We start from the raw sequence: 26847 nt of genomic DNA, 5'->3' as shown, positions 1-26847 counted from the left end.
CGTTGGCATTCTCCCTTTTTAATAACTATTGATTGCGCTTCAACTGTTTAAACACTATGTGCTAAACGACTAGAAACGCGAATCGAATTAGTCTTCTAGGTCACCACAAAAGCGGTAGCCTTCACCGTGAATCGTTGCGATGATTTCTGGAGTACCAGAAACAGATTCAAAGTGCTTACGAATACGACGGATTGTTACGTCTACAGTACGATCGTGTGGCTTAAGCTCACGGCCAGTCATCTTCTTAAGAAGGTCTGCACGTGTTTGGATCTTACCTGGGTTCTCACAGAAGTGAAGTAGAGCACGGAACTCTGAACGAGGTAGCTTGTAGCCTTCGCCATCTGGGCTAACCAGAGAACGACTGTTGATATCTAGTACCCAACCGTTGAACTCGTACTTCTCAACGCTGCGCTTCTCTTCTTGAACAGAGCTTGTGCTCATTGAACGGTTAAGAAGGTTGCGTGCACGAATAGTCAGTTCACGAGGGTTAAAAGGCTTAGTGATGTAATCATCAGCGCCGATCTCTAGGCCAAGGATCTTATCAACTTCATTATCACGACCAGTTAAGAACATAAGCGCTACATTTGCTTGCTCACGCAGTTCACGCGCAAGTAGTAGGCCATTCTTACCTGGAAGGTTGATGTCCATAATTACAAGGTTAACTTGGTTGTCAGATAGCACTTGGTGCATCTCTTCACCGTCGCTAGCCTCAAAAACAGCATATCCCTCTGCTTCAAAAATACTCTTTAGAGTGTTACGAGTTACTTGCTCATCTTCAACGATAAGAATCTGCGGGGTTTGCATTTGGCGGTACCTAAATTTGTGACGAAACTGTGCTAATAGAATAAATTCTAGGCAAAAACATAACATACAGGTAATGTATTTTTGATGATAACTTAAAGTTTTCAAAAAAACACTTACTTCCAGCTATCTGCCTTCCTTGAAGTATTGCCCAATAACGTAGATCCAGTACGCCTTTCAATCATTCTTTTAGTGATTGCAACGGATTCTATAATGTTAACAGCATGCTAACAACGCGAGAATGTTAATTCCATTCACTTTGTTGATTTACATCAATTGCCGTATCGCAACAAACTTTAATAGTATGGCTACAACTTAACCAGTGTTATGGTGACTATTTAGCAGGAAAACCAGAATGATTATTCGAGATAGTGATCACATCTCGCCCGCTAAAGACCTGATTATGAACCAAGGAAGCTGAACGCTGTCCTTAGAGTCTAGTAGATAAATATGTTCAATCAACCTTGATTCAGTATTAAATTGAGCATAGAACAATGAAAACAAAGGAATAATTTTTAATAACAATATAAAAGCATAGGGGCTCGCCTGATTTTCAGGTACGCCTTACTCACGGAGGATATATGCACGATATAACACCCGACTTGTGTGATGAGTTTGAAAGCAAAGTCACCCTACTTAACCTTCCATTACAGAACTTCGGCCAACGTGGTGCGTTCTGGGGAAAAATTGTAACAGTTCGTTGTTATCACGATAATTCGAAGGTTCGCGAAGTTTTAGATACTGACGGCAGCGGCAAAGTATTGGTTGTTGACGGAAATGGCTCGTGTCAAAAAGCACTGCTTGGTGACCAACTCGCGATTCTTGCCATAGAGAATGGTTGGGAAGGCGTGATTGTAAACGGTGCTGTACGTGATGTTGGAATGATGTCACAAATGGACTTGGGTGTTCAGGCGCTAGGTGCATCACCATTCAAAACCGAGAAGCGTGGCGTAGGCCAAGTGAATGTGACACTGACGGTGCATAACCAATTGATTCAGCCTGGAGATTACATTTATGCCGATTGGAATGGCGTGCTAATTTCATCTGAGTTGCTGCTTGAATCATAAGTGGTGTGTGATCTTCAGATGAGGTTTGGATCATAACTTTGTCCATCGATATTAAGCTTATGGATTAGAAGCGAAACCCTAGTCCTACTTCGACACCTCGCTGCCACTCTTCGTAATCAAGGGTGGCATGCAAATCCAAGTTGTCGGTCAGTTGCACTCGGCTCGACACCTCAGCCGCAACAGATTTGTCACTGTCTTCTGTTTCATCTTTATAGGTGTGCAAAGAACTGTTGAACGAGACCCTTTCTGAAAACTGGTAACTGACACCGCTCAAGAATCCACTTTCATGTTTCAATGACGCATTGTTGATTCGTGTACCGACGTAAACATCCACGTCATCGAATAAGCTGTACGCGTAACCGCTGTCGACTTTCCAAGTATCGAAACTTTCGTTGGATGCGTTTTGAGATGAAATAAAGAACTTGTGGGCCGAACGATCAATTTGACTCGGCAATAAAGGCAAGCTATTCGCTGAACATACAACAGGCATAGCAAAGGCTAAAAGAATAAGTAATCTCTTCACTTCCCACTCCTGATGTTATTTATTATTGTTCTGCGAACGTTATCGTTCAATTAAAGCACAGTTCTTGTATGCTTGCTGAACAATCGATATAGCATTTTGTTATGACCTTATATAAAATTGATTTGCTAATATCTGTTCGTTTATCAAACCGTACCTCTGAATTGTCGGTGCGCACTGGATGTTTTATCACTGAAATGACGGTTTGCTCTGAAAAACGGTCTGAATGTAAAAAAAACGCAACTTTTCATTGACGTCTAGTGGTAAAAATTGATACACGTAGAGTAAAGCACAAGCAGAGAATTTGATATGCAGCACGTAAGCCACCTAGTAATGACCACAACCATTATTATTACCGACATTAACATTGTTGGGGCAGGCTGCTAAGTAACGGATTTTAAAAAAAAGGCCTGTATCCAACAAGATACAGGCCTTTTTTTGTACCATTTTTATGACTTATGGAGAAAGGGATGCGCGTTTTAAAGTTTGGAGGTTCATCATTAGCTGATGCAGATCGTTTTTTACGAGCGGCTGATATCATCGCTAATAATGCCCAGCAAGAAGAGCTAGCCGTTGTACTATCGGCTCCAGGAAAAACAACCAATAAGTTGGTCGCTGTTATTGAAGCTGCACTAAAAAATGGTGAAGCTGACGCACAGATTACAGAGATCGAATCTTCATTTAATGCACTATTTGCAGAGATCAAAGCGGTCGTACCTTCAATTGATGGTTCTGCGTTCCAAGAGCAGGTGGATACTTCTCTTGCTCAGCTAAAGCAGTTCGTGAATGGCATCAACCTACTTGGTATGTGCCCAAACCACGTCAACGCTCGCATCATCAGTAAAGGTGAGCGAATCTCTATCCAGTTAATGAAAGCAGTGTTGGAAGCGAAAGGCCAACCAGCAAGCCTGATTGACCCTGTTCAATACCTATATGCTAAAGGCGATCACCTTGAAGCTATGGTCGATGTGGATGTCTCTACACAGAACTTCCAACAATCACCACTTCCGAAAGGCCACGTTAACATCATGCCGGGCTTTACTGCTGGTAATGAAAAAGGTGAGCTAGTCACGCTTGGTCGTAATGGCTCTGACTACTCAGCAGCTGTGCTAGCGGCGTGTCTACGTGCAGATTGCTGTGAAATCTGGACTGATGTCGATGGCGTTTACAACTGTGACCCGCGCTTAGTTGATGATGCTCGTCTGCTTAAATCACTTAGCTACCAAGAAGCAATGGAGCTTTCTTACTTTGGTGCTTCGGTTCTACACCCGAAAACTATTGCTCCTATCGCACAATTCCACATTCCTTGTCTGATCAAAAACAGCTTTAACCCACAAGGTGCTGGTACTTTGATTGGTCAAGACACTGGCGAAGATAACCTAGCGATCAAAGGCATCACGACACTAAGTGACCTAACGATGGTTAACGTATCGGGCCCAGGTATGAAGGGTATGGTTGGTATGGCGAGCCGCGTATTCGGCGCGATGTCTTCGGCTGGCGTATCTATTGTTCTTATTACTCAATCGTCTTCTGAGTACAGCATCAGCTTCTGTATCGAGTCGGCTGATAAGTTAAAAGCTAAGCAAGTGCTATCAGAAGCGTTTGAACTTGAGCTTAAAGATGGCCTGCTAGAGCCAGTTGAGTTCATGGATGACGTTGCTATCGTGACCTTGGTGGGCGACGGCATGCGTACTTCACGCGGTGTTGCTTCTCAGTTCTTCTCTTCTTTAGCTGAAGTGAACGTGAACATTGTTGCGATTGCACAAGGCTCATCTGAGCGCGCTATCTCTGCGGTTATCCCTGAAGATAAAATTTCAGAAGCAATCAAAGCGTGTCACGAGAACCTATTTAACTCTAAGCACTTCCTTGACGTATTCGTTGTTGGTGTTGGCGGTGTTGGTGGCGAACTTGTTGACCAGATCCAACGTCAGCAAGGCAAACTGGCTGAAAAGGGCATCGTGATTCGCGTATGTGGTTTAGCCAACAGCAAAGGTTTATTGCTAGACAGTGAAGGCTTACCACTAGAACAGTGGCGTGATCGCATGTCGAGTGCGACAGAAGAGTTCAGCCTCGCTCGCTTAGCCGCTCTTGTTCAACGTAACCATATCATCAACCCTGTATTGGTTGACTGTACGTCTAGCGAAGATATTGCGGCGCAGTATGCTGATTTCCTAGCAGCAGGTTTCCACGTAGTAACACCAAACAAGAAAGCAAATACAGCTAGTATGGCTTACTACCATCAGCTGCGTGAAGTCGCACGTAACTCACGTCGTAAACTGATGTACGAGACAACGGTTGGTGCAGGTCTACCTGTAATCGAAAACCTACAGAACCTAATCTCTGCAGGTGATGAGCTTGAGAAATTCAACGGCATTCTGTCTGGTTCTCTTTCTTACATCTTCGGTAAGCTTGATGAAGGTATGACGTTAAGCCAAGCAACCAACATTGCGAAAGACAACGGCTTCACAGAACCTGACCCACGTGATGATCTATCTGGTATGGATGTGGCGCGTAAGCTACTTATTCTTGCTCGTGAAGCAGGCATGGCGCTTGAGCTTGAAGACGTTGAAGTTGACCAAGCTCTACCACCAGGTTTTGATGATTCAGGTACGGTTGAAGAGTTCATGGCTCGCTTGCCTGAAGCGGACGCTTACTTCCAAGAGCAATCAGCTATCGCAGCAGAAGAAGGCAAAGTACTTCGTTATGTTGGTGAGATCGCCGATGGTAAATGTAAGGTTCGTATCGCAGCTGTTGATGGCGACGACCCAATGTTCAAGATTAAAGATGGCGAGAACGCTCTAGCATTCTACAGCCGTTACTACCAACCAATCCCGCTAGTACTTCGTGGCTACGGCGCTGGTACTGAAGTAACAGCAGCAGGCGTATTCTCTGATGTGATGCGTACTCTTGGTTGGAAATTAGGAGTTTAGGAATGAGTTCAAGTGATATGGATGTTGTCGTTTATGCTCCTGCATCAATCGGTAATGTCAGTGTAGGGTTTGATGTGCTGGGGGCCGCTGTGTCTCCAGTAGATGGCACACTGCTGGGTGACCGAGTTATGGTTAAAGCAGGTGATGAACCATTCTCACTTAAAACAGCAGGTAGCTTTGTTTCTAAGCTGCCAACTGAAGCCAAAGAAAACATCGTCTACGACTGCTGGGTGGTGTTCTCTAGAGAGCTAGATAAAAAAGGCGTTGCGCTTAAGCCACTGGAAATGACGCTAGAAAAGAACATGCCTATCGGTTCCGGTTTAGGTTCAAGTGCATGTTCAATCGTAGCGGCGCTTGATGCGCTAAACCGTTTTCATGGTCAGCCACTGAATGAAACTGAACTGCTTGCCCTAATGGGTGAGATGGAAGGTAAAATTTCAGGTGGTGTGCATTACGACAACGTAGCACCGTGCTACCTTGGTGGTGTGCAACTAATGCTTGAAGAGCTAGGCATCATTAGCCAAGAAGTGCCGTGCTTTGATGACTGGTACTGGGTGATGGCTTATCCGGGCATTAAAGTATCTACGGCTGAAGCGAGAGAGATCTTACCATCTCAATACCGTCGTCAGGATATCATTGCTCATGGTCGCCACTTAGCGGGCTTTATCCACGCGTGTCACTCTGGCCAACCTGAACTGGCAGCGAAAATGATCAAAGACGTGATCGCTGAACCATATCGTGAGAAACTGCTTCCAGGGTTTGCTGACGCACGTAAATACGCGCTGTCGGCAGGTGCATTAGCTACTGGTATTTCTGGTAGTGGCCCAACTCTATTTAGCATTTGCAAAGAACAAGATGTCGCCGAGCGTGTTGCGCGCTGGTTAGAACAAAATTACGTACAAAATGAAGAAGGATTCGTTCACGTTTGTCGCCTAGATAAGCAAGGTTCGATCGTTACAGGAAGTGAGTTATGAAACTGTACAACATCAAAGAAAATGATGAACAAGTCTCTTTTGGCCAAGCCGTTCGTCAAGGCTTAGGTCGCAATCAAGGTCTATTTTTCCCATCTGAACTGCCTAAGTTTGATGATATCGATGCGCTGCTAGCAGAGGATTTTGTCCCTCGTAGTTCAAAGATCTTATCGGCATTGATTGGTGATGAGCTACCAAAAGAGCAGATAGATCAAATGGTGGATGCGGCATTCCAATTCCCTGCACCTATCAATCAAGTGAAAGATGGCGTCTACGCGCTTGAGCTTTTCCATGGTCCAACACTGGCGTTTAAAGATTTCGGTGGCCGCTTTGTGGCTCAATCTCTAGCGGCAGTTTCGAATGGTGGTCAAATCACTATCCTGACAGCAACATCAGGTGATACTGGTGCAGCGGTTGCGCATGCTTTCTACGGCATGGAAGACATCAACGTTGTGATTCTTTACCCGAAAGGCAAGATCAGCCCGCTACAAGAAAAACTATTCTGTACGCTAGGTAAGAACATCCACACGGTAGCGATTGATGGCGACTTTGACGCATGTCAGGCGCTAGTAAAAGATGCATTTGATGACGCAGCACTGCGTGAAGAGATTGGTCTTAACTCAGCGAACTCTATTAACATCAGCCGCTTGATGGCTCAGATCTGTTACTACTTTGAAGCGGCTTCTCAGCTAACCAAAGAGCAACGTGAAAACCTGGTTATCTCGGTACCAAGTGGTAACTTCGGCAATCTAACTGCGGGTCTATTAGCGAAAGCGCTTGGTCTACCAGTGAAGCGTTTTATCGCCGCTACCAATGAAAATGACACGGTTCCTCGTTACTTAGAAACTGGCGAGTGGGCTCCAAAACCGACAGTTGCGACAACATCGAACGCAATGGATGTGAGCCAACCAAACAACTGGCCACGTATCGAAGAGCTTTGCCAACTGAAAGGCTGGGGCTTGGATACACTGGGCAAAGGTAAAGTATCTGACGAGCAGAGCTCTGAATCAGTACGTGACCTAAAAGCACAAGGTTACCTATGTGAACCGCATGGTGCGATTGCTTACCGCCTGCTTGAAGAGCAGCTTCAAGAGAATGAAACTGGCTTGTTCCTATGTACAGCGCACCCAGCGAAGTTCAAAGAAGTGGTTGATGATATCCTAGGTTCAGACATTGAACTGCCAGGTCCGCTAGCTAAACACGCTGCAATGGAGTTGTTATCTGAAGATTTAGATAATGATTTTGAAGCACTAAAAGCAGTACTTCGTCGAGTTCAACCGGCGTAATTTTTATTTGCGTGTAGAACCTGATGGTTAAGAGAAAGGTGAATGAGCAGTCATTCACCTTTTTTATTGCCCAATAGCTTATAAAGTTAACTTTATTTAGGTCATTTCCTCGGGTTAAATGGTTTATCTGGTTAATAGTTTTAACCCAAGCTCAACGGAAAGGGATAGTATGAATTTTTTGATTTTCCTTGGCTCTGTACGTGAGAGTACACCGCCAAGACCTGCTCGATTAGGAGTGAGAGTCAGCAAGGCGTGTGCAAAACTACTAACGAATAAACACTCAGATCATACGGTTGAGATTATCGACCCACTGGATTACGACTTTGGTGACGTATTTAAGCCTGAGTTTTCTTACCATCGTTCCAAAGTACCTGCACATCTTGCGGAGTTAGCCGATAAGATTGCCAAAGCTGATGGCTACGTGATGGTAAGCCCGGAATATAATCATTCAATGAGCCCAGCACTGGCCAATATTCTTAACCATTTTGGTAGCTCGTTATTCTCATATAAACCGAGTGCGATTGTGACGTATTCTGCAGGGCAGTGGGGCGGGGCAAGAGCGTCGGTTTCGATGCGAACCTTCTTATCTGAACTCGGTTGTTTACCGGTTTCTGCGATGATTCATCTGCCTAAAGCACAAGAAGTCTTTGATGAAGAGGGTTGTGTTGCCCAAGAGTCAGAGCAAGATCAATGGGATGAATACATGAACCGAACCTTCCATCAATTGATGTGGTGGGCACAAGGTGCAGCGTTACAGAGATACAAAGTGGATCCTACAACGTTAGCTAAGGCCTTTACTAAAGATCCTTCTCAGCGAAATGCGCCGTAGCCGGTGTATAGGCAAATGTGAGCAGCATAAAAACGAAAAAAGCTTGGTCATCTCTGACCAAGCTTTTTAAATCTTTAACACTCTAGTTTCTGAGATTATAGAGACTCAGTGAACGTACGTGCGATAACGTCACGTTGCTGTTCAGTTGTTAGAGAGTTGAAACGTACAGCGTAACCCGATACACGGATAGTTAGCTGTGGGTAGTTCTCTGGGTGAGCAACTGCGTCTTCTAGTGTTTCACGCTTAAGAACGTTAACGTTTAGGTGTTGACCACCTTCGATACGTGGTGCTGCTTCGATAGCAACTTCACGGCTCTCGTATTCACCTAGGTCTGCAGCTGGGATAACTTGGTCAGCTTCGAAACCAGCAGTAGCTGCAACACAACGAGCTTCATTCTTTTCGCTGTCTAGTAGCCAGATTGAGTTTAGTAGGTCGTCGTTTGCTGCTTTAGTAATTTGAATACCTTGGATCATAACTATCTCCTAGTCCACTGAATGTGGTTTGATTATGGTGTTAACTTTCGATTTTTATTGAGCTGGGTAATATATACCTAATATTTGTGAGGTTAACATTGATTTAAGTCAAAAAACAACCAAAAACCATATTTTTACAAAGGTGATTATTTTGAGGTAAATCAATAAAACCTTTGAAAACAAACTAATTACAAAATATTTTAAACTATAAAAAATATTTAACGGTTATATTTGTTGTAATTTTACTACATTTGTTGCACTTTTATTGAGCGATAACCGATACGGCCCTTTATTTATTATGCATTCTGAAAGTGTGAAGTGATTTAATGACAAACAAAATTTCATCGTCAAAACCTGAAACAAATATTAAGTTTATTGGCGCTCATGTGTCGGCAGCCGGTGGTGTTGATCAGGCTCCAATGAGAGCTCGAGAGATAGGTGCTAATGCGTTTGCACTGTTTACTAAAAACCAGAGGCAATGGGCTGCAAAGCCGTTAGAGGCGAAAACTATTAGCGCCTTTAAAGCCAACTGCAAAATGTTGGGCTTTTCAGCGGAGCACATTCTTCCTCACGACTCCTACTTGATTAACCTCGGCGCACCAGAAGAAGAGAAACTAGAGAAATCACGCGCTGCCTTTATTGATGAGATGGAACGTTGTAACCAGCTTGGGTTAACGCTTTTGAACTTCCATCCTGGCAGCCATCTTAAAAAGATCTCTGAGACTGAGTGTCTAGCTAAAATCGCAGAGTCGATTAACCTCGCCCATCAAGCGGTTCCAGATGTGATTGCGGTGATCGAGAATACCTCAGGCCAAGGCACTAACTTGGGTTGGAAGTTTGAGCACCTAGCAGAGATTATCGAGCAAGTAGAAGATAAATCGCGTGTTGGCGTGTGTTTAGATACCTGCCACACCTTTACAGCGGGTTATGACCTAAGAACAAAAGAAGCGTGCGAACACACTTTCGCTGAATTTGACCGCATCGTGGGTATGCACTATCTAAGAGCAATGCACATCAATGATTCAAAAGCTGAGTTCGCGAGCCGAGTTGATAGACACCATTCTTTAGGAAAAGGCGAAATTGGCTGGGATTGTTTTGAGTATATTGCCTCAGATTCCCGCTTTAACGGAATCCCTCTTATCTTAGAAACGATTGATTCGACGATCTGGAAAGAGGAGATTCAACAACTTAGAATGTTTCATCGCTCAGCAACGCTAGCGACGGAAGAGGCGTAATAATAGAGGGGAAAATTAATTTTCTTCTTTTTATAAGAATTGGCACCTTTCTTTCATAGCTACTAAGTGAATATGTAGTTCACGATGTCTTATAGGAGGTGCCTTTATGTATTCAAAAGCCCAAACTTCAACTGTTTCTGCCGCTCGTCGTTTACCGACTCCAAATCGTCATGTGCATAGCCATGGTCACCATCGTACTCAGCAGAAAAGCGGTTAATCGAGATCAACACAACTTGAACTGATTATTATGATTCATCAACAAGTGAACCCTACACATCATGTTTATTGATAGCTGTATGAGGTATAACTAGGGCGTGTTGATCTTTCGAGCTGATTTTTGCAGCGAGTTGCTGGGTATTTATACAAGGCAGAGGCTTTGACGTGTAGCTAGCCTACATGAGAAGCCGCTAACGCAGTAGAAATGACCAGCAAACGCTGCCCGAAGGGTTCGGCTAAAAGCGGTTTACTCTTTGTTGAGGGAGATTTGCTTAGAATGACTAGGCTAATTCTCCCTCGCCGCGATTAAAACGCTTTTATCTCGAACAAAATTTAACCACGAAAGGTCAACACGCCCTAGCGCCTTATTTAGGACAGTTAGCCTATACAGCTATTTTTTGACTGGCGAAACCTAGAAACCATGATGATTGGGAAGTAAAACGATGAGCACACCAAAGACTTGGGAATCCATTATTAATGACGAACGTGAGAAAGAGTACTTCCAAAGTGTTCTCGCTTTCGTCGAACAGCAACGTAATAGTGGGAAAACCATCTACCCACCTCAAGAGCAGGTATTCAGCGCTTTTGATATGACGCCCTTTGAGTCTGTGCGAGTGGTTATCCTAGGACAAGACCCTTATCACGGTGCTAATCAAGCACACGGCTTAGCTTTCTCTGTATTGCCCGGCGTTAAAATCCCACCTTCTCTACGCAACATGTACAAAGAACTGGCACAAGATATCGAAGGTTTTGAAGCGCCTAACCATGGTTACCTTGAAGCTTGGGCATCACAAGGGGTGTTGATGTTGAATACTGTTTTAACAGTAGAAGAGGCACAAGCACACTCACATGCCAAATGTGGCTGGGAAACCTTTACCGATGCCATTATTGCAAAGCTGAACCAGCGTTCTGAGCCGATTATTTTCTTGTTGTGGGGCGCGCATGCGCAGAAGAAAGGCCAAGCGATTGATACCCAGAAACATCATGTGTTAGCTGCACCTCATCCTTCACCGCTGTCGGCACGTCGCGGTTTCTTTGGTTGCCAGCATTTTTCAACGGCTAACAAACTGCTTTCTTCTATGGATCAGCAACCTATAGACTGGCGCCTACCTGCAGAAGTGTAGGTTGGTTGTTTTCTGAGCAGGGTCAAATCATAACTCGGCATCTTCGTATACACTTATAAATAGTAGGTGTAATGGAGTGCAATACTATGATGATTGAAAGGATAAGACGAGAGCATGGCTATATGGCTCGATTACTCGCGATACTCAACAATAAGTTAGAGCTGCTAAAGCAGGAGCGAGAAATAAACTATAGCCTGATCGCTGAGGTGGTTCACTACTTGATGAACCATTCAGACAAAGTGCATCACCCTAAAGAAGACGTCATTTATCGCTATTACCTTAAGCAATATGGCAGTGACCAAGCAATTGAGGACTTGGAACTCGAGCATCAATTGCTATCTGAGAAAACGGCTGACTTTTTAGGTGTGGTAGACATGATCCTCCAAGATGCCGTGGTGCCACAGCAGGTGTTCATCGATCAACTCGAAAGCTTTGTTAAAGCGCAGCGAAAGCATATGGAGTATGAAGAGAAGCATGTGTTACCTATGATCGTGCAAGCATTTACAGTGAAGGATTGGCAAGAGGTTGAATCGCAATGGCTTCAACCTGAAGATGACCCCGTGTTTGGGGATACGATTGCTGATCAGTATCGTCAACTCGCGGCGCGCGTGCGACAAAATGAACAAGAGTGTGTTTAGCGAGTCAGTATTCCCCTCTATATTAAAGGGGATTTTCCCTCACAACGGAAATTTCAAAATGACTCGCAGCGTACGATATCACCAAATGAAATAAAAAAGGCACCTTCATAGGTGCCTTTTGCTATCTGTTTTCTTATCGTGCTGATTAAAGCTTTATATCGTCAAGGCTGAAATCAAGTCCTAGGTTCATCTCTCGCAGCTCTTTCTCAAGCTGTCTACGGTCATTGATTGCCTCAATTTCACGCCACTTACGCTTGAGTGGTTTAGAGCGTGTTTTCTGAGTTGCACGTGGCATTTCTAGTTCTGATATTTCATCGAATTGAAAGTTATCCATAAGCCATATCTCCTTCCGTGGGACTAGTTCTTACGAACTATTAAATATCATATTTAGGTTCACCATAACCTTGATTTGTTTCTCATTTGTTTCAAAACTATGAAGCTTTTGTTCTAGTTTTTTATGCATGCTCACACATTGTGGTGATTTTTGTGTGCAAAAAACGAGCAAACAAACCGAAGTAAACGATTAAATTAAAGGTTATTGAATGTTAATTCATTGTGCGAAAGGAATAGTATTTTAGTGATAATGCATTTAAGTGCGTATTGTACTGTACGAGACGGGGATCTTATTACTCTAGAAAAAAACACAGATCTTCACTATACCTTGTAAAACCTAGGCTGACGTTACTTTTACAGTGTGTCGTTCTTATTCGGTGGGGTCGGTTGTTGATGTTGAGATTATGTCCCGATAATGTGACTTTTATTGGGCTGGATTGTTGAAAAATGTGTTAACAAAAGGTGTGTTATTAGTGAAATGTCATTTTAATATAAATTCATTTGCATATTGATTTTTAGGTCATCTCGCTGCATTATCCGCCCGTCAAAAAATACACCGATACGTAAAATGGATGCATGAAGCGACATTTACAATCTAGATCGCAACAAATAAATATAAAACTAATGCCGACACAACTATTGACACTGGCATAGGTGATCTAGGGGAAGGCTTGGAAGCATGATCGGTGCTTAAACTCAATTACGAGGTTCACGTGACAGACTTAATCAATTTGATGAACGATCTCCTTTGGGGATCTATCTTAGTTTATTTACTGGTTGGTGTGGGTATCTACTTCACCGTACGACTAGGCTTCATTCAATTCCGCCATTTCGGCCACATGTTCTCGGTTCTAAAGAACAGCCGTAAAGCAGACAGTGCTGGTATCTCTTCTTTCCAAGCTCTTTGTACTAGTCTTGCTGCTCGTGTAGGTACGGGTAACATGGCAGGTGTTGCTGTTGCACTTACTGCTGGTGGCCCTGGTGCTATCTTCTGGATGTGGCTAATTGCAATGCTAGGTATGGCAACATCGTTTGCAGAGAGCACACTGGCACAGCTATACAAAACACGCGACAACGACGGTAACTACCGTGGTGGCCCTGCATACTACATGGAGAAAGGCCTAGGCATGCGTTGGATGGGGGTTCTATTCTCTATCTTCCTAATCATCGCATTTGGTCTTGTATTCAACGCGGTTCAAGCGAACGCAATCGCAAGCGCGATGAACACTGCGTTTGACTTTGAGCGTAGCTACACAGGTGTAGCAATCGTAATTATCTCTGCATTCGTTATCTTCGGTGGTATCCGTAAGATCGCACGTACTGCAGAAATCATCGTTCCTATCATGGCATTGGCTTACCTTGCTATCGCATTGTTCATCATGTTTGCGAACATCGAGAAAGTGCCTGAAGTGATCGCTCTTATCTTCAAGAGTGCATTCGGTCTGCAAGAAGCGGCTGCGGGTGGCCTAGGTTACGCAATTGCACAAGCGATGATTAACGGTATTAAACGTGGTTTGTTCTCGAACGAAGCAGGTATGGGTTCTGCGCCAAACGCAGCAGCTTCTGCTACGCCTTATCCACCGCACCCAGCATCACAAGGTTATGTGCAAATGCTAGGTGTGTTCATGGATACGATCGTTATCTGTTCTGCGACAGTAGCAATCATCCTGATGTCGGGCGAGTATGTACCACACGGTGAAGTAACGGGTATCGAATTGACTCAACGTGCACTAACAGCACAAGTGGGTTCATGGGGTGGCATCTTTGTAGCGGTAGCGATTTTCTTCTTCGCTTTCACTTCAATCATTGCAAACTACTCGTACGCTGAAACGAACCTTATCTTCCTAGAGCACAACAACAAGAAAGGCCTAGTGCTGTTCCGTATTATTGTGCTGGGTATGGTTATGTTTGGTTCTCTAGCAACGCTACCAACGGTATGGGCACTGGCTGATGTATCGATGGGTCTAATGGCGATTGTTAACTTGGTGGCGATTATCCTGCTATCAGGCATCGTGATTAAGCTAGCGAAAGATTACAATCGTCAACTAGACGCAGGTAAAGTACCGACATTTGATTCAAATGACTTCCCAGAGCTTAAGTCTCAACTGGAAGACGGTATTTGGGACAACAACAAGAAGTAATTTTGTTGGAGCGATAAACCGCTCATCCTAAAACGATTAGAAAGGCTAAGGTTTCGACCTTAGCCTTTTTCTTTGTCTACCGTTTGTTATTTTGCGGTTTTGGTGATTGAAAGTGGGTGGTTAGAATCATCTATCAAAGTAATAGGAAGAGTCATAAAGACAAGTTGATGTTTTTTCTATACTCTAGCAGCATCCAGTTAGATAACCGATTAGGGTAAAGTTATGTTAGTTGTCGTCTCTCCAGCCAAAACACTTGATTACGAATCACCACTAGCGACAGAACGCTTTAGTCAGCCGGAGTTTGTTGAACACTCTGCTGAACTGATTGAAGAGTGCCGCAAGCTGACACCTGCAGATGTCTCTGCATTGATGAAAGTGAGCGATAAGATCGCTGGGCTGAACGTAGCGCGCTTTGAGCAGTGGAGCGAAACTTTTACCCAAGAGAATGCACGTCAAGCCATCCTTGCCTTCAAAGGTGATGTATACACAGGCCTAGACGCTGAAACACTATCGGATGAAGATTTTGACTATGCACAGAATCATCTGCGTATGCTTTCTGGTCTTTACGGCTTACTAAAGCCACTTGATTTGATGCAACCTTACCGTTTAGAAATGGGCACGCGTTTAGCAAATGCTCGTGGTACTAACTTGTACCAGTTCTGGGGCAACATCATCACAGACAAGCTGAATGAAGCGCTGAACGCTCAAGGCGACAATGTGCTGATCAACCTAGCATCTAACGAGTACTTCAAAGCGGTAAAACCAAAGAACTTGGATGGCCAAGTAATTACACCGGTATTTAAAGACTGTAAGAATGGTCAATACAAGGTGATCAGTTTCTACGCGAAAAAGGCGCGCGGCATGATGGCTCGCTACATCATTGAGAACAAAGTGGACTCAATTGAAGCGCTGACTCAGTTTGATACTGCGGGTTATTACTTCGTAGAAGAAGAGTCGAATGTGAAAGAGTTGGTCTTCAAGCGTGAAGAGCAAAACTAGACGTTATTGATTAATGGTCGTCACGCTCTATGGCGAGACACCAGCCAGATAGAGAAAAGCCCCGTGCAGCGAACTGCATGGGGCTTTTTTATTGAATCGTTGAAGCAGCCAAATTACTTCTTCTTAGCCGCTTTCTTTTTCTTCGCGATTTTTTTCTTCTTCGCGATTTTCTGTTTCTCTACCGCTTTCTTATCTTCTTTCTTTGGTTTCTTTTTCTTGGTTACAGCCGCTTTCTTGTGTGTTGGGCGCATACCTTCAACAAAGCGCTCTTTGATCGCTTCTTTGGTGTAACGAGCAACACGTTCAATCATCAGTTGATCGTGCGCTTCGATTAGAGAAACCGCGTTGCCTTTTTTACCTGCACGAGCGGTACGGCCGATTCGGTGTAGGTAAACATCAGCCGTGCGTGGCATGTCGTAGTTGATTACGTGGCTTACGTCTGGAAGGTCGATACCACGAGCCGCTACGTCAGTTGCTAGCAGTACGTTTACTGTGCCATCACGGAAACGAGCAATTGCATTGTTACGACGATCTTGAGGCATTTCGCCTTGAATCCAAGCACATGGAATCTGAGCGCTCTCTAGTAGTGCGCGCAGGTCGCCTAAACGCTCACGAGTCTTTAAGAACACGATACTACGCTCAGCTTCTTTAGTAATGATGTGTTTTAGCAGCTCGAGTTTGTGCTCAGCTGTGTCTGCACGGTGGTACCATTGAGTGATCTTTTTACGCTCACGTAGTGATGATTTTGCGTCGATCTCTGCTGGGTTGTTCAGTAGGTCTTCAGTGAAACCTTCAACACCTTTACCTTCTAGCGTTGCTGAGAAAAGTAAAGTTTGCTTACGCCAGCGACACTCTGCAGATAGGCGATCAACAACAGGACCAAAGCCCATGTCTAACATGCGGTCTGCTTCGTCTAGGATCAGCCATTCGATCGCACGACAATCAAAGCGCTCAGCTTCGATGTATTCCATAAGACGACCTGGAGTCGCAACAACGATGTCTTGCGTGGTGCCAAGAATGTCTGCGTGCTCTTGGTACATCACACCACCTGTGATGGTGAAGATGTTTAGCGCAGTGTATTTCGCAAGCTCACGAGCTTGGTCAGTGATCTGCATTGCTAATTCACGGGTCGGCGTCAGGATAAGCATACGAGCAGGGCCCGCTTTCTTACGTGGGAAATCCTGAAGGTACTGCAGTGCTGGCAGTACGAATGAGGCTGTTTTACCAGTACCTGTTGGCGCAGAAGCCAAAACGTCTCTTCCATCTAACGCTTGTGGGATAGCTTCAGCTTGTATCTGTGTTGGGCGTTCGTAGCCCATTTCGTCAATTGCTTTAAGCAGCTCTTGGTTTAGATCGAGTTCTGCAAAGGTTCTGATCACTGTTGTTTCTCCACAAGCAATAAATGTTTCTGCCTCAAAAAGCAGACGATAAAAAAGAGTAGTCGGACATTATAGAAGCATTAGTGATTAGGATCACATGGTATTTGCTACATCTTGAGATAAAAATCTTTGGTGAGCGCTATAAATGCCTCGCTATAACCATTTTGATGATGAATGGTAAGCGATTCACGCTGCAAATCGGCCTCACACGCAGGATCTTTCGATAACTCAAACAATATTCGACTCGCGGGCTTTTTGTCTGTTGTTTTGACATCAAGACGTTTGGCCAAGTACCAACCGCACTGTTTGGCAAGCTTGATAAAACCTTCTCCCTCAGGCGTTGGCAGTATAAAACTGGCGGTTGCAGTTTCGGTTGTTATCTCGAAACATCGTTTAGCAAGTTGCAGGTGATCCAAGCTGTCGGTATGTCTGGCGGTGGCTCTTTGGCTCTGCTGTGCCTGTTCCCCAGAGTTGAAGTAGGGTGGGTTGCAGATTATCGCGTCAAACTTTTTCGGAAAGTCGGTGGTGAGTACACTGCCATTATACAGAGTGATGCGATCTTGCCATGGCGACTGCTCAATATTAATGGTCGCAGCCTCAATCGCATGTGGATCAATATCGATCGCGGAGATCGAGACGTCTGTAGAACGCTGCGCGGCCATCAAGGCCAAAAGCCCGGTGCCAGTTCCAATATCGAGTGCCGAGGACTTGGGTGTAATGCTTACCCATGCGCCAAGGAGTACACCATCGGTGCTGACTGGCATACCGCTTTGCCCACCGTAAATTGAGAATTGCTTAAAATTGAAGCTTTTAGTCTGCACGATTTTGTCTTTCATGAATGTTCTGAGTATCGAGATATTTTAAGTGATTAGCTCTAATGTTAACCACTTGTATGGATCAATGTTCTGTTTGAGAAACTATTGTTGTGAATTATGGTTAGTTTATAATTGTGGCTATTTTTTCATATCTAGTGGAATCCACTGCTTTTTGTTTGTATATGCAAATTTATATGGTGTTTTTGTGTCGTGACTTGCAGCTAGCCAGTTGTTTCGTCATTATGCGCGACTATTTTATAGATTGAATGGCAGCTTTTCGCTGTAACATTCACGTAAGCACAACATAAATTCATAAATATAATTAAGGATTATCTGTGAAACAGAGTCTAAAACTAACAGATATAATGGCATTGGGCTTTATGCTTTTTGCGTTTTTCTTGGGTGCGGGTAACATCATCTTCCCACCTCTAGCTGGTCAATTGGCTGGTGATCATTTCCTTCCAGCGATGTCTGGTTTCCTGCTGACTGCCGTTGGTCTGCCGTTAATCACTATCGTAGCTGTTGCAATTGCGGGTGGTTCTTGGGGTCACCTGACTAAAGATCTTCCTAAGAAAGCAGCAACCATCATGGCTGTGTTGATCTTCATTATTATTGGTCCTGCATTTGCTGCACCACGTACCGGCCTTGTTGCTTATGAGATGGCGGTGAAACCGTTCTTCATCGATGCCTCTCAAGCCCACCTAACTTTCTTTTCTATCGCGTTTTTTGTGGTTGCCATGTTCTTCTCATGGTCTCAAGGTAAGCTTATTGACGTCATCGGTAAGGTACTGACACCGGCTCTATTTGTGGGTTTGGTTGTACTGGCTATCGCTGTATTCGTTAATCCTCAAGGTGACATTCTTGCTGCTCACGGTGAATACATTACTCAACCGCTGACAAAAGGTTTCCTTGAAGGTTACAACACCATGGATACTTTTGCTTCACTGATGTTTGGTATGCTGATTGTGGATTCTATCCGCAGCAAAGGCATCACTGACCGTGCGGCGACAACTAAGTACCTGATCAGTGCAGGTTGTATTGCAGCGGCTGGTCTAGCGTTTGTTTACATCTCTCTGTTCTTCCTTGGCGCGACAAGCTCAACGGTTGCTGCAGGCGCTGACAATGGCGGTGCGATCTTAAGCCTATACGTTCAATCACTGTTTGGTCCTTCAGGTCAGCTAGTACTTTCTGTTATCGTACTACTAGCGTGTCTAACAACAGCGATTGGCCTTGTGTCTGCGTGTTCTGACTACTTCAGCTCATTAACGCCGCTGTCTTACAAGACTTGGGTAATCATCAACGGTGTTGCTTGTGCTACGGTAGCGAACGTTGGTCTTTCTCAGCTTATTTCTCTGTCTGTTCCTGTATTGTTTGCACTTTACCCAGTAGCGATCGCATTGGTAGCACTGACGTTCTTGCGTAGCCGTTTCCCTAATCCAAAAGCGGCGTACCGCGTTGTGGTATTAGTGTCACTACTGTTCGCTCTTATCGATGGTGCGAAAGTAGCGGGTGTTGATGTATCTGCATTGAAGATGCTTCCTCTGTTTGAGATCGGCATGGGTTGGTTACTTCCAACTGCGGCAGCAATCATCTGTATGTTCTTTGTTGGTAAGTCAGCAGAGCAAGAGATGGCAGAAGAGACGGTTTAATCTCTGATTGAGATTAGATAGTCATTCTAGATGACATAGAAAAGGCCTCATTACTTCGCAGTAATGAGGCCTTTTTGTATGCTGTGTGCTTTGATATGAACAGCTGTTCGAGAGCTTACATGGCTTATAGCTTCTCGCTGTACTCAACCAGAACTTGTTCTACCCAGCTTGCGATACGGTCGTCGCTGAGTTCGTATTGTGAGTCTTCATCCAGCGCTAAGCCGACGAATTGTGATTGATCTTCTGTGAGCGCTTTAGACGCTTCGAACTCGTAGCTGTCGTCGTTTGGCCAGAAGCCAACAAATTGAGCTCCGGCCGTTTTGAGCTCGTCATGCAATAGACCCATCGCATCTAGGAACCACTCACCGTAACCTTCTTGGTCACCTAAGCCAAACAGTGCTACAACCTTACCTTTTACTGGTGTTGTCGCGATGTCGTCCCACAGCTCATTCCAATCTTCTTGGATTTCGCCAAAGTCCCACGTCGAGATACCTAGCAGTAACAGGTCGTAATCTGCCATCAATGAAAGAGGAGTCTCTTTCACGTTATGGATATCAACTAGGTCTTCACCAATAATGCCGCGAATCTTTTCTGCTGCCATTTCTGTGTAGCAGGTGGTTGAGCCGTAAAATAATCCAATTTTCATAGCAAACGTTCGATTTTAATTTCAGATGGCGAATTCTAACCATAAATCGACTTCGATTGCAGCGATTATCCGCTCAAGCTGTAATTTTTATGGCATTCATATTTGCTCTGGCATACTCTCAAAACAGTTTCCAATATTGTGAGTAACACTATGCAGTCGCCTCAAGGGCAGAGCGCAGACCACGGTCTCGTTGAACAGTTTTTAGATGCTATGTGGATGGAGCGAGGGTTATCAGAGAATACTCTTGTCTCGTATCGTACTGATTTATCCAAACTATTAACGTGGATGGAACAGAATAATTATCGCCTCGACTTTATTAGTCTGTCGGGATTACAGGATTACCAAAGCTGGTTGGTTGATGCCGATTTTAAGCAGACCTCCCGTGCTCGTATGTTGTCGGCGATTCGTCGTTTGTTCCAATACCTGCATCGTGAGAAAGTCAGAGCGGATGATCCGAGCGCGTTGTTGATTAGTCCTAAGCTGCCACAACGTCTGCCAAAAGATTTGAGTGAAGAGCAAGTGGATGCTTTGCTCGATGCACCTGATCCGAATGACCCGATTGAACTTCGCGATAAGGCGATGCTTGAGTTATTATATGCAACCGGTTTGCGCGTGACGGAGCTGGTTAGCCTAACGATGGAGAACATCAGCCTGAGACAGGGCGTGGTACGTGTTATTGGTAAGGGCGGTAAAGAGCGCTTGGTGCCAATGGGCGAAAACGCTGTGGACTGGATTGAGAGTTTTATTGAACAAGGGCGCCCGCAACTGCTTGGTGAAAACAGTTCAGATGTGGTTTTTCCAAGCAAACGTGCTAAACAAATGACCCGTCAGACGTTCTGGTATCGTATTAAGCATTACGCGGTTATCGCAGGTATTGACACAGAATTGCTGTCCCCGCACGTTTTGAGACACGCTTTTGCCACTCATTTACTGAACTATGGTGCCGATCTTAGGGTCGTACAGATGTTACTTGGGCATAGTGACTTATCGACAACCCAAATTTATACTCACGTGGCGACTGAAAGGCTGAAGCAAATTCATACTCAGCATCACCCTCGTGCTTAAATCCATTTATTTTTAAGGTGAACTTAATGAGCGTATTACGCCGTCTTCCTCTATTAGCGCTGCCGCTGATGATCACTGCATGTAATGCATCAGAAGCGAAAGTAGAACAAACCACAACAGCCGCAGAGGTTGCTTCAGCTCAAGATATTGATACTGCGGCGCTCACCAAGCGTTTTGAAAAAATCGGCATCAAGGTCAATAAGATTGTTCCTTCGGATATTGATGGTCTTTTAGAGATTCAAACCAACAGTGGCATTATTTTCTCTTCTCCAGCGGGTGACCATTTTCTAGCAGGCACACTTTACTCTCTGGATGAAAACGGCAAATTCAGCGACGTATTGGCAGAGCGTCAAGCGCCAATCAATGCTGAGAAAGTAGCGGCATTGTCTGATACGGTTATCGAATATAAAGCAGATAACGAAAAATACGTTGTGACCGTGTTTACTGACATTACTTGCGGTTACTGCGTTCGTCTTCACAGCCAAATGCAAGGCTACAACGACTTAGGTATCACAGTACGTTACATGGCATACCCACGTCAGGGTGCTACGGGCCAAGTGGCCGATCAAATGGCGGCTATCTGGGCTTCTGACGATCCAAAAGCCGCAATGCACAATGCTAAGGTAGAGCGTAAGATGCCAGCTTCAAGTAAAGACCTTGAAGAGAAGAAACAGATTATCGCTAAGCAGTACCAACTGGGTCGTGAGCTTGGCATCAATGGCACTCCTGCAATCGTATTAGCAAGTGGTGAGTTGGTGAGTGGTTACTTACCGCCAGCACAGCTGCTTCAGCGTCTAGAGCAGTAGTTTCGTCTTTAGCAGAGTTGTCACAGTCGTCATCAGTTAATATGGCGACTGTATGACTTATTTATATCCCACGTTTTTGATTTAAGGAGTGGTCTGATTGATATCAGGCCCATTTTTATATGATAGAGATTCAACGCCGTCCTGAGGTCGACATTTCCGTTTTACCTGCTCATTTACCAGATTTGTTAAAACGCATCTATGTGAGCCGCGGAGTTAACAGTGCAGACCAACTTGAGACTGCAGCGAAAGGTCTACACTCCTATCAAAAGCTAGGGGGTATTGATGCCGCTGTCGAATTGTTGTTTAAGGCGATTCAGCATCAAAAACGCATTATTGTTGTTGGCGACTTTGATGCCGATGGTGCAACTAGCTCTGCGTTGTCGGTACTTGCGCTGCGTATGCTAGGCAGTTCAAATGTTGATTACCTAGTTCCCAACCGTTTTGAAGATGGTTACGGTCTTAGCCCTGAAGTTGTGGAGCAAGCAATCGAGATTGGTGCGGAAGTGATCATGACGGTTGATAACGGTGTCTCTTCGATTGAAGGGGTGCGTTTTGCCAAAGAGAAAGGGCTGGAAGTTCTGGTCACTGACCATCACTTACCGGGCAGTGAATTGCCTATGGTTGATGCGATGGTGAACCCGAACCTAGAGAGCTGTGCATTTCCGTCTAAAGCCCTCGCTGGTGTTGGCGTGGCTTTCTATCTGATGATGGCACTGTGTGTTCACATGCGTAAACTGAATTGGTTTGCTGAACGTGGCATGACAGAACCTAAGCTAATGGAGCTGATTGACCTTGTCGCTCTAGGCACCGTTGCGGACGTGGTGCCACTTGATGAAAACAACCGAATCTTGGTGCACCAAGGCTTGCAACGGATTCGAGCGGGTAAAGCTCGTCCGGGTATTCAAGCCTTGATTGAGATTGCAAAACGAGATGCGAAACGTTTGGTCGCTTCGGATTTTGGTTTTGCACTGGGTCCTCGTATCAATGCCGCCGGCCGACTTGACGACATGTCATTTGGTGTTGAGCTACTGATGAGTAACAACATCCACGCTGCACGTCGCATGGCGAGTGAACTTGATGGTTTGAACCAGACTCGCAAAGAGATCGAAGAGGGCATGAAACAAGAAGCGATGGCTTTCTGTGAACGACTTGAGTTTGGTAAAGACGACTTGCCTTCCGGCTTGGCACTATTCCAACGTGATTGGCACCAAGGTGTGATTGGTATTTTGGCTTCGCGTATCAAAGACAAATACCATCGCCCTGTGATTGCGTTCGCCGATGGTGGAGAGGGGAGCATTAAAGGCTCGTGCCGCTCGATTCCGGGTTTGCACATGCGCGATGCGCTAGACCGTATCGACACTCAAAACCCAGGTTTGATTCTTAAGTTTGGTGGCCACGCAATGGCGGCTGGCTTAACGATCATGGAAAAGGATTTTGAACGCTTTAGCAAATTGTTCAACGATGTAGTGAAACAAGAACTCGGAGAAACGGCACTCAAGGGCATTATCTTGTCTGACGGAGAGTTGCTGCCTGAAGAGTTCTCTATGCACACCGCTGAAACGCTACGCGCGGGTGGTCCTTGGGGGCAAGCATTCCCAGAGCCTATCTTCGATGGTGAGTTTAAAGTACTGCATCAAAAGCTGGTGGGTGAAAAACACCTTAAGCTAATGTTAGAGCCGCTTTACAAAGGCCATCCAACCAATGTGATGATCGACGGCATCGCTTTCAATGTTGATTTGCGCCGCTGGCCAGATGCCTCAGTGAAAACGGTACATCTTGCCTATAAGCTGGATATTAACGAGTTTCGTGGTAACCAGTCATTGCAGTTAATGGTTGACCACATCGAAGCAAAATAGCCTAACTTCAATAAGATTACGGCTTCATTCGCCTTATCAAAACAACAAGCTCGGATGTGAAATTAGGGCTTGTTTTCTTTCCTAAATCGCCCGCAATGGCACCAATTTCTGAGCTTAAAACTTTATATTGTTGTAAGTGACTGAATATTGGTTTGCCCTCTAAAAATTTCTGTATCTCCGTCACACTTTTGAGTACAATTCTCCGGTTAAATTCTACTCATAAATGATGAGCTAAAATGTTTGAAATCAATCCTATAAAAAACCGTCTGCAGGATGTGTCTGAGCGCACAAATATCCTGAGGGGGTACCTTTGACTATGACGCTAAGAAAGAGCGTCTAGAAGAAGTAAACGCAGAGTTAGAACAACCGGATGTATGGAACGAACCTGAGCGTGCTCAAGCGCTAGGTAAAGAGCGTTCTGCACTGGAAGCGGTAGTAGAAACGATTGACCAACTTGACCAAGGTGTTGAGGATGTTGATGGCCTTCTAGAGCTAGCGGTTGAAGAAGAAGATCAAGAAACGTTCGACGAAATTGAACCAGAACTAGCGGAGCTTGAAGCTAAGTTAGGTAAACTTGAGTTCCGTCGTATGTTCTCTGGTGAGCATGACGCTTCAGATTGTTATATCGATCTACAGTCGGGTTCAGGTGGTACTGAAGCACAAGACTGGACTTCAATGATGCTGCGCATGTACTTGCGTTGGGCTGAAGCGAAGGGCTTCAAAACGGAAGTTATCGAGGTATCTGAAGGTGAAGTTGCTGGTTTGAAAGGTGCAACAGTACGTATCTCTGGTGAGTACGCGTACGGTTGGTTGCGTACAGAGACAGGTGTTCACCGTCTAGTTCGTAAATCACCATTTGATTCAAGTGGCCGTCGTCATACTTCATTTGCATCTGCGTTTATCTACCCAGAGATTGATGACAACATTACGATCGACATTAACCCTTCTGACTTACGTATTGACGTATACCGTGCTTCGGGCGCTGGTGGTCAGCACGTAAACACCACGGAATCGGCGGTACGTATTACTCACGTTCCTACCAACACCGTGGTTCAATGTCAGAATGACCGTTCGCAGCATAAGAACAAAGATCAAGCGATGAAGCAGCTACGTGCTAAGCTTTTTGAACTTGAGATTCAAAAACAAAATGCTGAAAAACAAGCGAATGAAGATACTAAATCAGACATCGGTTGGGGCAGCCAAATCCGCTCTTACGTACTGGATGATTCACGTATCAAAGATTTACGCACCGGCATTGAAAACCGTAATACTCAAGCGGTTCTTGACGGTGACTTAGACAAATTTATTGAAGCTAGCCTGAAATCAGGTCTGTAAGCTTTTTACCGACTATATTTGCGAAAATATAGCTGTTCAAATTATACAAGCAGGGTACATCTCAATGACTGATGCTGTTCAAAACGAAAACGTACAAGAAGAAAACAAACTAATTGCTGAGCGCCGTAGCAAGCTGGATCACATCCGCCAAAGCTGCAAAGCAAATGGTCACCCAAATGATTTCCGCCGTGAGCACCTAGCTGGCGATCTTCAAGCGGAATTCGGTGAGAAGACTAAGGAAGAGCTAGAAGAGCTTAACCACATCGTTGCGATCGCTGGTCGTGTAATGGCGAAGCGTGGTCCATTCCTTGCGATTCAAGAAACTTCTGGTCGTATCCAAGCATACGCAGCGAAAGACGTACAAAAAGTACTGAAAGAGAAGTACCAAGGCCTAGATATCGGTGACATCATCGGTGTTAAAGGTGCACTTCATAAGTCAGGTAAAGGCGATCTTTACGTGAACATGGAAGAGTTTGAACTGCTGACTAAAGCTCTTCGTCCTCTACCAGAGAAGTTCCACGGTCTAACTGACCAAGAGATGCGTTACCGTCAGCGTTACGTTGACCTAATCGTGAACGAAGATTCTCGCAACGCATTCATCGTGCGTTCTAAGCTTGTTTCTTCAATCCGTAACTTCATGAGCTCAAAAGGCTACCTAGAAGTTGAAACGCCAATGATGCACGTGATCCCTGGTGGTGCGACTGCACGTCCATTCATCACTCACCACAACGCATTAGACATCGACATGTACCTACGTGTTGCACCTGAGCTTTACCTTAAGCGTCTAGTGGTTGGTGGTTTTGATCGTGTATTCGAGATCAACCGTAACTTCCGTAACGAAGGTCTGTCTCCACGTCATAACCCAGAATTCACAATGATGGAATTCTACCAAGCGTACTCTGATTACAAAGACCTTATGGATCTAACTGAAGAGATGCTAAGCACAGCGGCTATGGACGTTCTTGGTTCTACTTCTATGCCTTACGGTGACGAAACCGTTGAGTTCGGTGGCAAGTACGCGCGTATGAGCATGTTCGATGCGATCAAGCACTACAACCCTGAGCATGCTGAGATTCAAGCACTAACAGAAGCAGACCTACAAGACCGTGAGAAGATGGTAGCAATCGCGAAATCTGTACACGTTGAAGTGGAAACGTTCTGGACATGTGGTCAGCTTCTTGAAGAGATCTTTGGTGAAACGGCTGAGCCTCAGCTAATTCAACCAACGTTCATCACAGGCTACCCAGCGGATATCTCTCCTCTAGCTCGTCGTAGCGATGACAACCCGTTCTTCACAGACCGTTTTGAGTTCTTCATCGGTGGTCGTGAAGTAGCGAACGGCTTCTCTGAGCTTAACGATGCACAAGACCAAGACGAGCGTTTCAAAGCGCAAGTTAACGCGAAAGACGCGGGTGATGATGAAGCAATGTACTACGATGCAGACTACATCACAGCACTAGAGCACGGCCTACCACCAACAGCGGGTCAAGGTATCGGTATCGACCGTCTAGCAATGCTATTTACAAACACGCACACAATCCGTGACGTGATCTTGTTCCCGGCAATGCGTCCACAAGCGTAACTTTCGCTTACGGGTCGTAGCACCCAATAAAATTTAAAAGCCACCTTCTGAAGTGACCCCGTAAAGTTGGACATTTCTGTTAAGCGGCTTTCAAGGCCTGAGTTCGATATTCTATCGGAGTCAGGCCTTTTAGTTTCACTTTTATACGTTT

Annotated in this window: 24 protein-coding genes and 1 other annotated feature; of the genes, 16 read left to right on the top strand and 8 right to left on the bottom strand. The window is 44.9% G+C overall.

The genetic code is table 11. The annotated features are described in order from the left end of the window. Positions 1-87: 87 nt before the first annotated feature. Positions 88-804 (bottom strand): two-component system response regulator ArcA, encoded by a 717-nt coding sequence (gene arcA, locus F0251_RS09160; RefSeq protein WP_004741534.1) that lies wholly within the window; start codon positions 802-804, stop codon positions 88-90. A gap of 578 nt (positions 805-1382) precedes the next feature. Between arcA and F0251_RS09155 the strand changes: the two genes are divergently transcribed. Next, complete coding sequence (locus F0251_RS09155; protein WP_116870023.1) at positions 1383-1868, top strand: putative 4-hydroxy-4-methyl-2-oxoglutarate aldolase; 486 nt, start codon at positions 1383-1385, stop codon at positions 1866-1868. A gap of 64 nt (positions 1869-1932) precedes the next feature. On the opposite strand, the gene F0251_RS09150 is transcribed toward F0251_RS09155, so the two are convergent. Continuing rightward, positions 1933-2391 carry a ribonuclease regulator gene (locus F0251_RS09150; RefSeq protein ID WP_116870024.1) on the bottom strand — a complete coding sequence of 153 codons (459 nt, stop codon included), beginning with the start codon at positions 2389-2391 and terminating at the stop codon, positions 1933-1935. A 319-nt stretch (positions 2392-2710) separates the two neighbouring features. Beyond that, positions 2711-2829 (top strand) — a sequence feature (Thr leader region). Positions 2830-2858: 29 nt separating this feature from the next. Between F0251_RS09150 and thrA the strand changes: the two genes are divergently transcribed. The 4 genes from thrA (at position 2859) to F0251_RS09130 (ending at position 8404) form a co-directional block, all read left to right on the top strand. After that, complete coding sequence (gene thrA / locus F0251_RS09145; RefSeq protein WP_008224342.1) at positions 2859-5318, top strand: bifunctional aspartate kinase/homoserine dehydrogenase I; 2460 nt, start codon at positions 2859-2861, stop codon at positions 5316-5318. A gap of 17 nt (positions 5319-5335) precedes the next feature. Beyond that, positions 5336-6292: a homoserine kinase gene (gene thrB / locus F0251_RS09140; RefSeq protein WP_008224344.1), complete on the top strand. Its 957-nt coding sequence runs from the start codon at positions 5336-5338 to the stop codon at positions 6290-6292. Beyond that, complete coding sequence (gene thrC / locus F0251_RS09135) at positions 6289-7575, top strand: threonine synthase (protein ID WP_171730847.1); 1287 nt, start codon at positions 6289-6291, stop codon at positions 7573-7575. The genes thrB and thrC overlap by 4 nt, the downstream gene beginning before the upstream one ends. Positions 7576-7744: 169 nt before the next feature. Continuing rightward, a complete protein-coding gene (locus F0251_RS09130) occupies positions 7745-8404 on the top strand; it encodes an NADPH-dependent FMN reductase (protein ID WP_171730846.1) in 660 nt (219 codons plus the stop codon). A gap of 95 nt (positions 8405-8499) precedes the next feature. Here the strand turns inward: F0251_RS09130 and grcA are convergent, their stop codons facing one another. Beyond that, complete coding sequence (grcA, locus tag F0251_RS09125; protein WP_004739575.1) at positions 8500-8877, bottom strand: autonomous glycyl radical cofactor GrcA; 378 nt, start codon at positions 8875-8877, stop codon at positions 8500-8502. Positions 8878-9203: 326 nt separating this feature from the next. On the opposite strand from grcA, the gene nfo reads away from it, so the two are divergent. From nfo to F0251_RS09110, 3 genes are all read left to right on the top strand, one after another. Further along, positions 9204-10112: a deoxyribonuclease IV gene (nfo, locus tag F0251_RS09120; protein ID WP_008224350.1), complete on the top strand. Its 909-nt coding sequence runs from the start codon at positions 9204-9206 to the stop codon at positions 10110-10112. Positions 10113-10771: 659 nt separating this feature from the next. Continuing rightward, positions 10772-11452: a uracil-DNA glycosylase gene (ung, locus tag F0251_RS09115; protein WP_171730845.1), complete on the top strand. Its 681-nt coding sequence runs from the start codon at positions 10772-10774 to the stop codon at positions 11450-11452. 86 nt (positions 11453-11538) lie between these two features. After that, on the top strand, positions 11539-12090 hold the full coding sequence (locus F0251_RS09110) for a hemerythrin domain-containing protein (RefSeq protein WP_032498816.1): 552 nt from the start codon (positions 11539-11541) through the stop codon (positions 12088-12090). 145 nt (positions 12091-12235) lie between these two features. Here F0251_RS09110 and F0251_RS09105 read toward each other — a convergent pair whose 3' ends face one another. Next, positions 12236-12424: a DUF3545 family protein gene (locus F0251_RS09105; protein ID WP_004739567.1), complete on the bottom strand. Its 189-nt coding sequence runs from the start codon at positions 12422-12424 to the stop codon at positions 12236-12238. A gap of 712 nt (positions 12425-13136) precedes the next feature. Here F0251_RS09105 and F0251_RS09100 point away from each other — a divergent pair. Both F0251_RS09100 and yaaA read left to right on the top strand, forming a co-directional pair. Beyond that, entirely contained in the window at positions 13137-14564 is a 1428-nt protein-coding gene (locus F0251_RS09100; RefSeq protein WP_061033405.1) for a sodium:alanine symporter family protein, read from the top strand. A 222-nt stretch (positions 14565-14786) separates the two neighbouring features. Beyond that, positions 14787-15563, top strand: a complete 777-nt coding sequence (yaaA, locus tag F0251_RS09095) for a peroxide stress protein YaaA (protein ID WP_171730844.1) — start codon at positions 14787-14789, stop codon at positions 15561-15563. A 113-nt stretch (positions 15564-15676) separates the two neighbouring features. Here yaaA and srmB read toward each other — a convergent pair whose 3' ends face one another. Beyond that, positions 15677-16942 carry an ATP-dependent RNA helicase SrmB gene (gene srmB / locus F0251_RS09090; RefSeq protein WP_061033355.1) on the bottom strand — a complete coding sequence of 422 codons (1266 nt, stop codon included), beginning with the start codon at positions 16940-16942 and terminating at the stop codon, positions 15677-15679. Between the two features lie 107 nt (positions 16943-17049). After that, the gene (locus F0251_RS09085) at positions 17050-17778 is read right to left on the bottom strand and encodes a tRNA1(Val) (adenine(37)-N6)-methyltransferase (protein WP_061033354.1); all 729 of its coding nucleotides are present in this window, start codon (positions 17776-17778) and stop codon (positions 17050-17052) included. Positions 17779-18092: 314 nt separating this feature from the next. On the opposite strand from F0251_RS09085, the gene brnQ reads away from it, so the two are divergent. Beyond that, positions 18093-19406: a branched-chain amino acid transport system II carrier protein gene (gene brnQ, locus F0251_RS09080; protein WP_171730843.1), complete on the top strand. Its 1314-nt coding sequence runs from the start codon at positions 18093-18095 to the stop codon at positions 19404-19406. A 124-nt stretch (positions 19407-19530) separates the two neighbouring features. Here the strand turns inward: brnQ and fldB are convergent, their stop codons facing one another. Then, positions 19531-20052 carry a flavodoxin FldB gene (gene fldB / locus F0251_RS09075; protein WP_061033352.1) on the bottom strand — a complete coding sequence of 174 codons (522 nt, stop codon included), beginning with the start codon at positions 20050-20052 and terminating at the stop codon, positions 19531-19533. Between the two features lie 150 nt (positions 20053-20202). On the opposite strand from fldB, the gene xerD reads away from it, so the two are divergent. The 5 genes from xerD to lysS all read left to right on the top strand — a co-directional run bounded on the left by xerD (position 20203) and on the right by lysS (position 26696). Then, a complete protein-coding gene (gene xerD / locus F0251_RS09070; RefSeq protein WP_008224436.1) occupies positions 20203-21117 on the top strand; it encodes a site-specific tyrosine recombinase XerD in 915 nt (304 codons plus the stop codon). Between the two features lie 26 nt (positions 21118-21143). Continuing rightward, positions 21144-21923 (top strand): thioredoxin fold domain-containing protein, encoded by a 780-nt coding sequence (locus tag F0251_RS09065; protein WP_105058975.1) that lies wholly within the window; start codon positions 21144-21146, stop codon positions 21921-21923. A 119-nt stretch (positions 21924-22042) separates the two neighbouring features. After that, entirely contained in the window at positions 22043-23779 is a 1737-nt protein-coding gene (recJ, locus tag F0251_RS09060) for a single-stranded-DNA-specific exonuclease RecJ (protein ID WP_061033350.1), read from the top strand. Positions 23780-24015: 236 nt separating this feature from the next. After that, a protein-coding gene (prfB, locus tag F0251_RS09055; protein ID WP_100205982.1) for a peptide chain release factor 2 occupies positions 24016-25114 on the top strand; the annotation gives its coding sequence in 2 pieces (ribosomal slippage) (positions 24016-24090 and positions 24092-25114; 1098 coding nt in all). 64 nt (positions 25115-25178) lie between these two features. Beyond that, entirely contained in the window at positions 25179-26696 is a 1518-nt protein-coding gene (lysS, locus tag F0251_RS09050; RefSeq protein ID WP_061033349.1) for a lysine--tRNA ligase, read from the top strand. Positions 26697-26775: 79 nt separating this feature from the next. Here lysS and F0251_RS24650 read toward each other — a convergent pair. Then, positions 26776-26847 (bottom strand): IS3 family transposase (locus F0251_RS24650; protein WP_353057852.1); only part of this gene is annotated, 72 nt, incomplete at its 5' end.

The organism is Vibrio sp. 070316B, assembly GCF_013114115.1.
Classification (GTDB): Bacteria; Pseudomonadota; Gammaproteobacteria; order Enterobacterales; family Vibrionaceae; genus Vibrio; species Vibrio chagasii_B.
The sequence above is the reverse complement of the archived record's forward strand: the minus strand, read 5'-3'. Positions and strand labels throughout refer to the sequence as shown.

Excerpts from the sequence above, each read along its gene's own strand:
- thrB (WP_008224344.1), top strand. The coding sequence starts at position 5,336 with ATGGATGTTGTCGTTTATGCTCCTGCATCAATCGGTAATGTCAGTGTA.
- thrC (WP_171730847.1), top strand. The coding sequence starts at position 6,289 with ATGAAACTGTACAACATCAAAGAAAATGATGAACAAGTCTCTTTTGGC.
- F0251_RS09110 (WP_032498816.1), top strand. The coding sequence starts at position 11,539 with ATGATGATTGAAAGGATAAGACGAGAGCATGGCTATATGGCTCGATTA.
- fldB (WP_061033352.1), bottom strand. The coding sequence starts at position 20,052 with ATGAAAATTGGATTATTTTACGGCTCAACCACCTGCTACACAGAAATG.
- thrA (WP_008224342.1), top strand. The coding sequence starts at position 2,859 with ATGCGCGTTTTAAAGTTTGGAGGTTCATCATTAGCTGATGCAGATCGT.
- F0251_RS09155 (WP_116870023.1), top strand. The coding sequence starts at position 1,383 with ATGCACGATATAACACCCGACTTGTGTGATGAGTTTGAAAGCAAAGTC.
- ung (WP_171730845.1), top strand. The coding sequence starts at position 10,772 with ATGAGCACACCAAAGACTTGGGAATCCATTATTAATGACGAACGTGAG.
- arcA (WP_004741534.1), bottom strand. The coding sequence starts at position 804 with ATGCAAACCCCGCAGATTCTTATCGTTGAAGATGAGCAAGTAACTCGT.
- yaaA (WP_171730844.1), top strand. The coding sequence starts at position 14,787 with ATGTTAGTTGTCGTCTCTCCAGCCAAAACACTTGATTACGAATCACCA.
- F0251_RS09065 (WP_105058975.1), top strand. The coding sequence starts at position 21,144 with ATGAGCGTATTACGCCGTCTTCCTCTATTAGCGCTGCCGCTGATGATC.
- F0251_RS09085 (WP_061033354.1), bottom strand. The coding sequence starts at position 17,778 with ATGAAAGACAAAATCGTGCAGACTAAAAGCTTCAATTTTAAGCAATTC.
- lysS (WP_061033349.1), top strand. The coding sequence starts at position 25,179 with ATGACTGATGCTGTTCAAAACGAAAACGTACAAGAAGAAAACAAACTA.
- recJ (WP_061033350.1), top strand. The coding sequence starts at position 22,043 with ATGATAGAGATTCAACGCCGTCCTGAGGTCGACATTTCCGTTTTACCT.
- nfo (WP_008224350.1), top strand. The coding sequence starts at position 9,204 with ATGACAAACAAAATTTCATCGTCAAAACCTGAAACAAATATTAAGTTT.
- F0251_RS09130 (WP_171730846.1), top strand. The coding sequence starts at position 7,745 with ATGAATTTTTTGATTTTCCTTGGCTCTGTACGTGAGAGTACACCGCCA.
- F0251_RS09105 (WP_004739567.1), bottom strand. The coding sequence starts at position 12,424 with ATGGATAACTTTCAATTCGATGAAATATCAGAACTAGAAATGCCACGT.
- xerD (WP_008224436.1), top strand. The coding sequence starts at position 20,203 with ATGCAGTCGCCTCAAGGGCAGAGCGCAGACCACGGTCTCGTTGAACAG.
- grcA (WP_004739575.1), bottom strand. The coding sequence starts at position 8,877 with ATGATCCAAGGTATTCAAATTACTAAAGCAGCAAACGACGACCTACTA.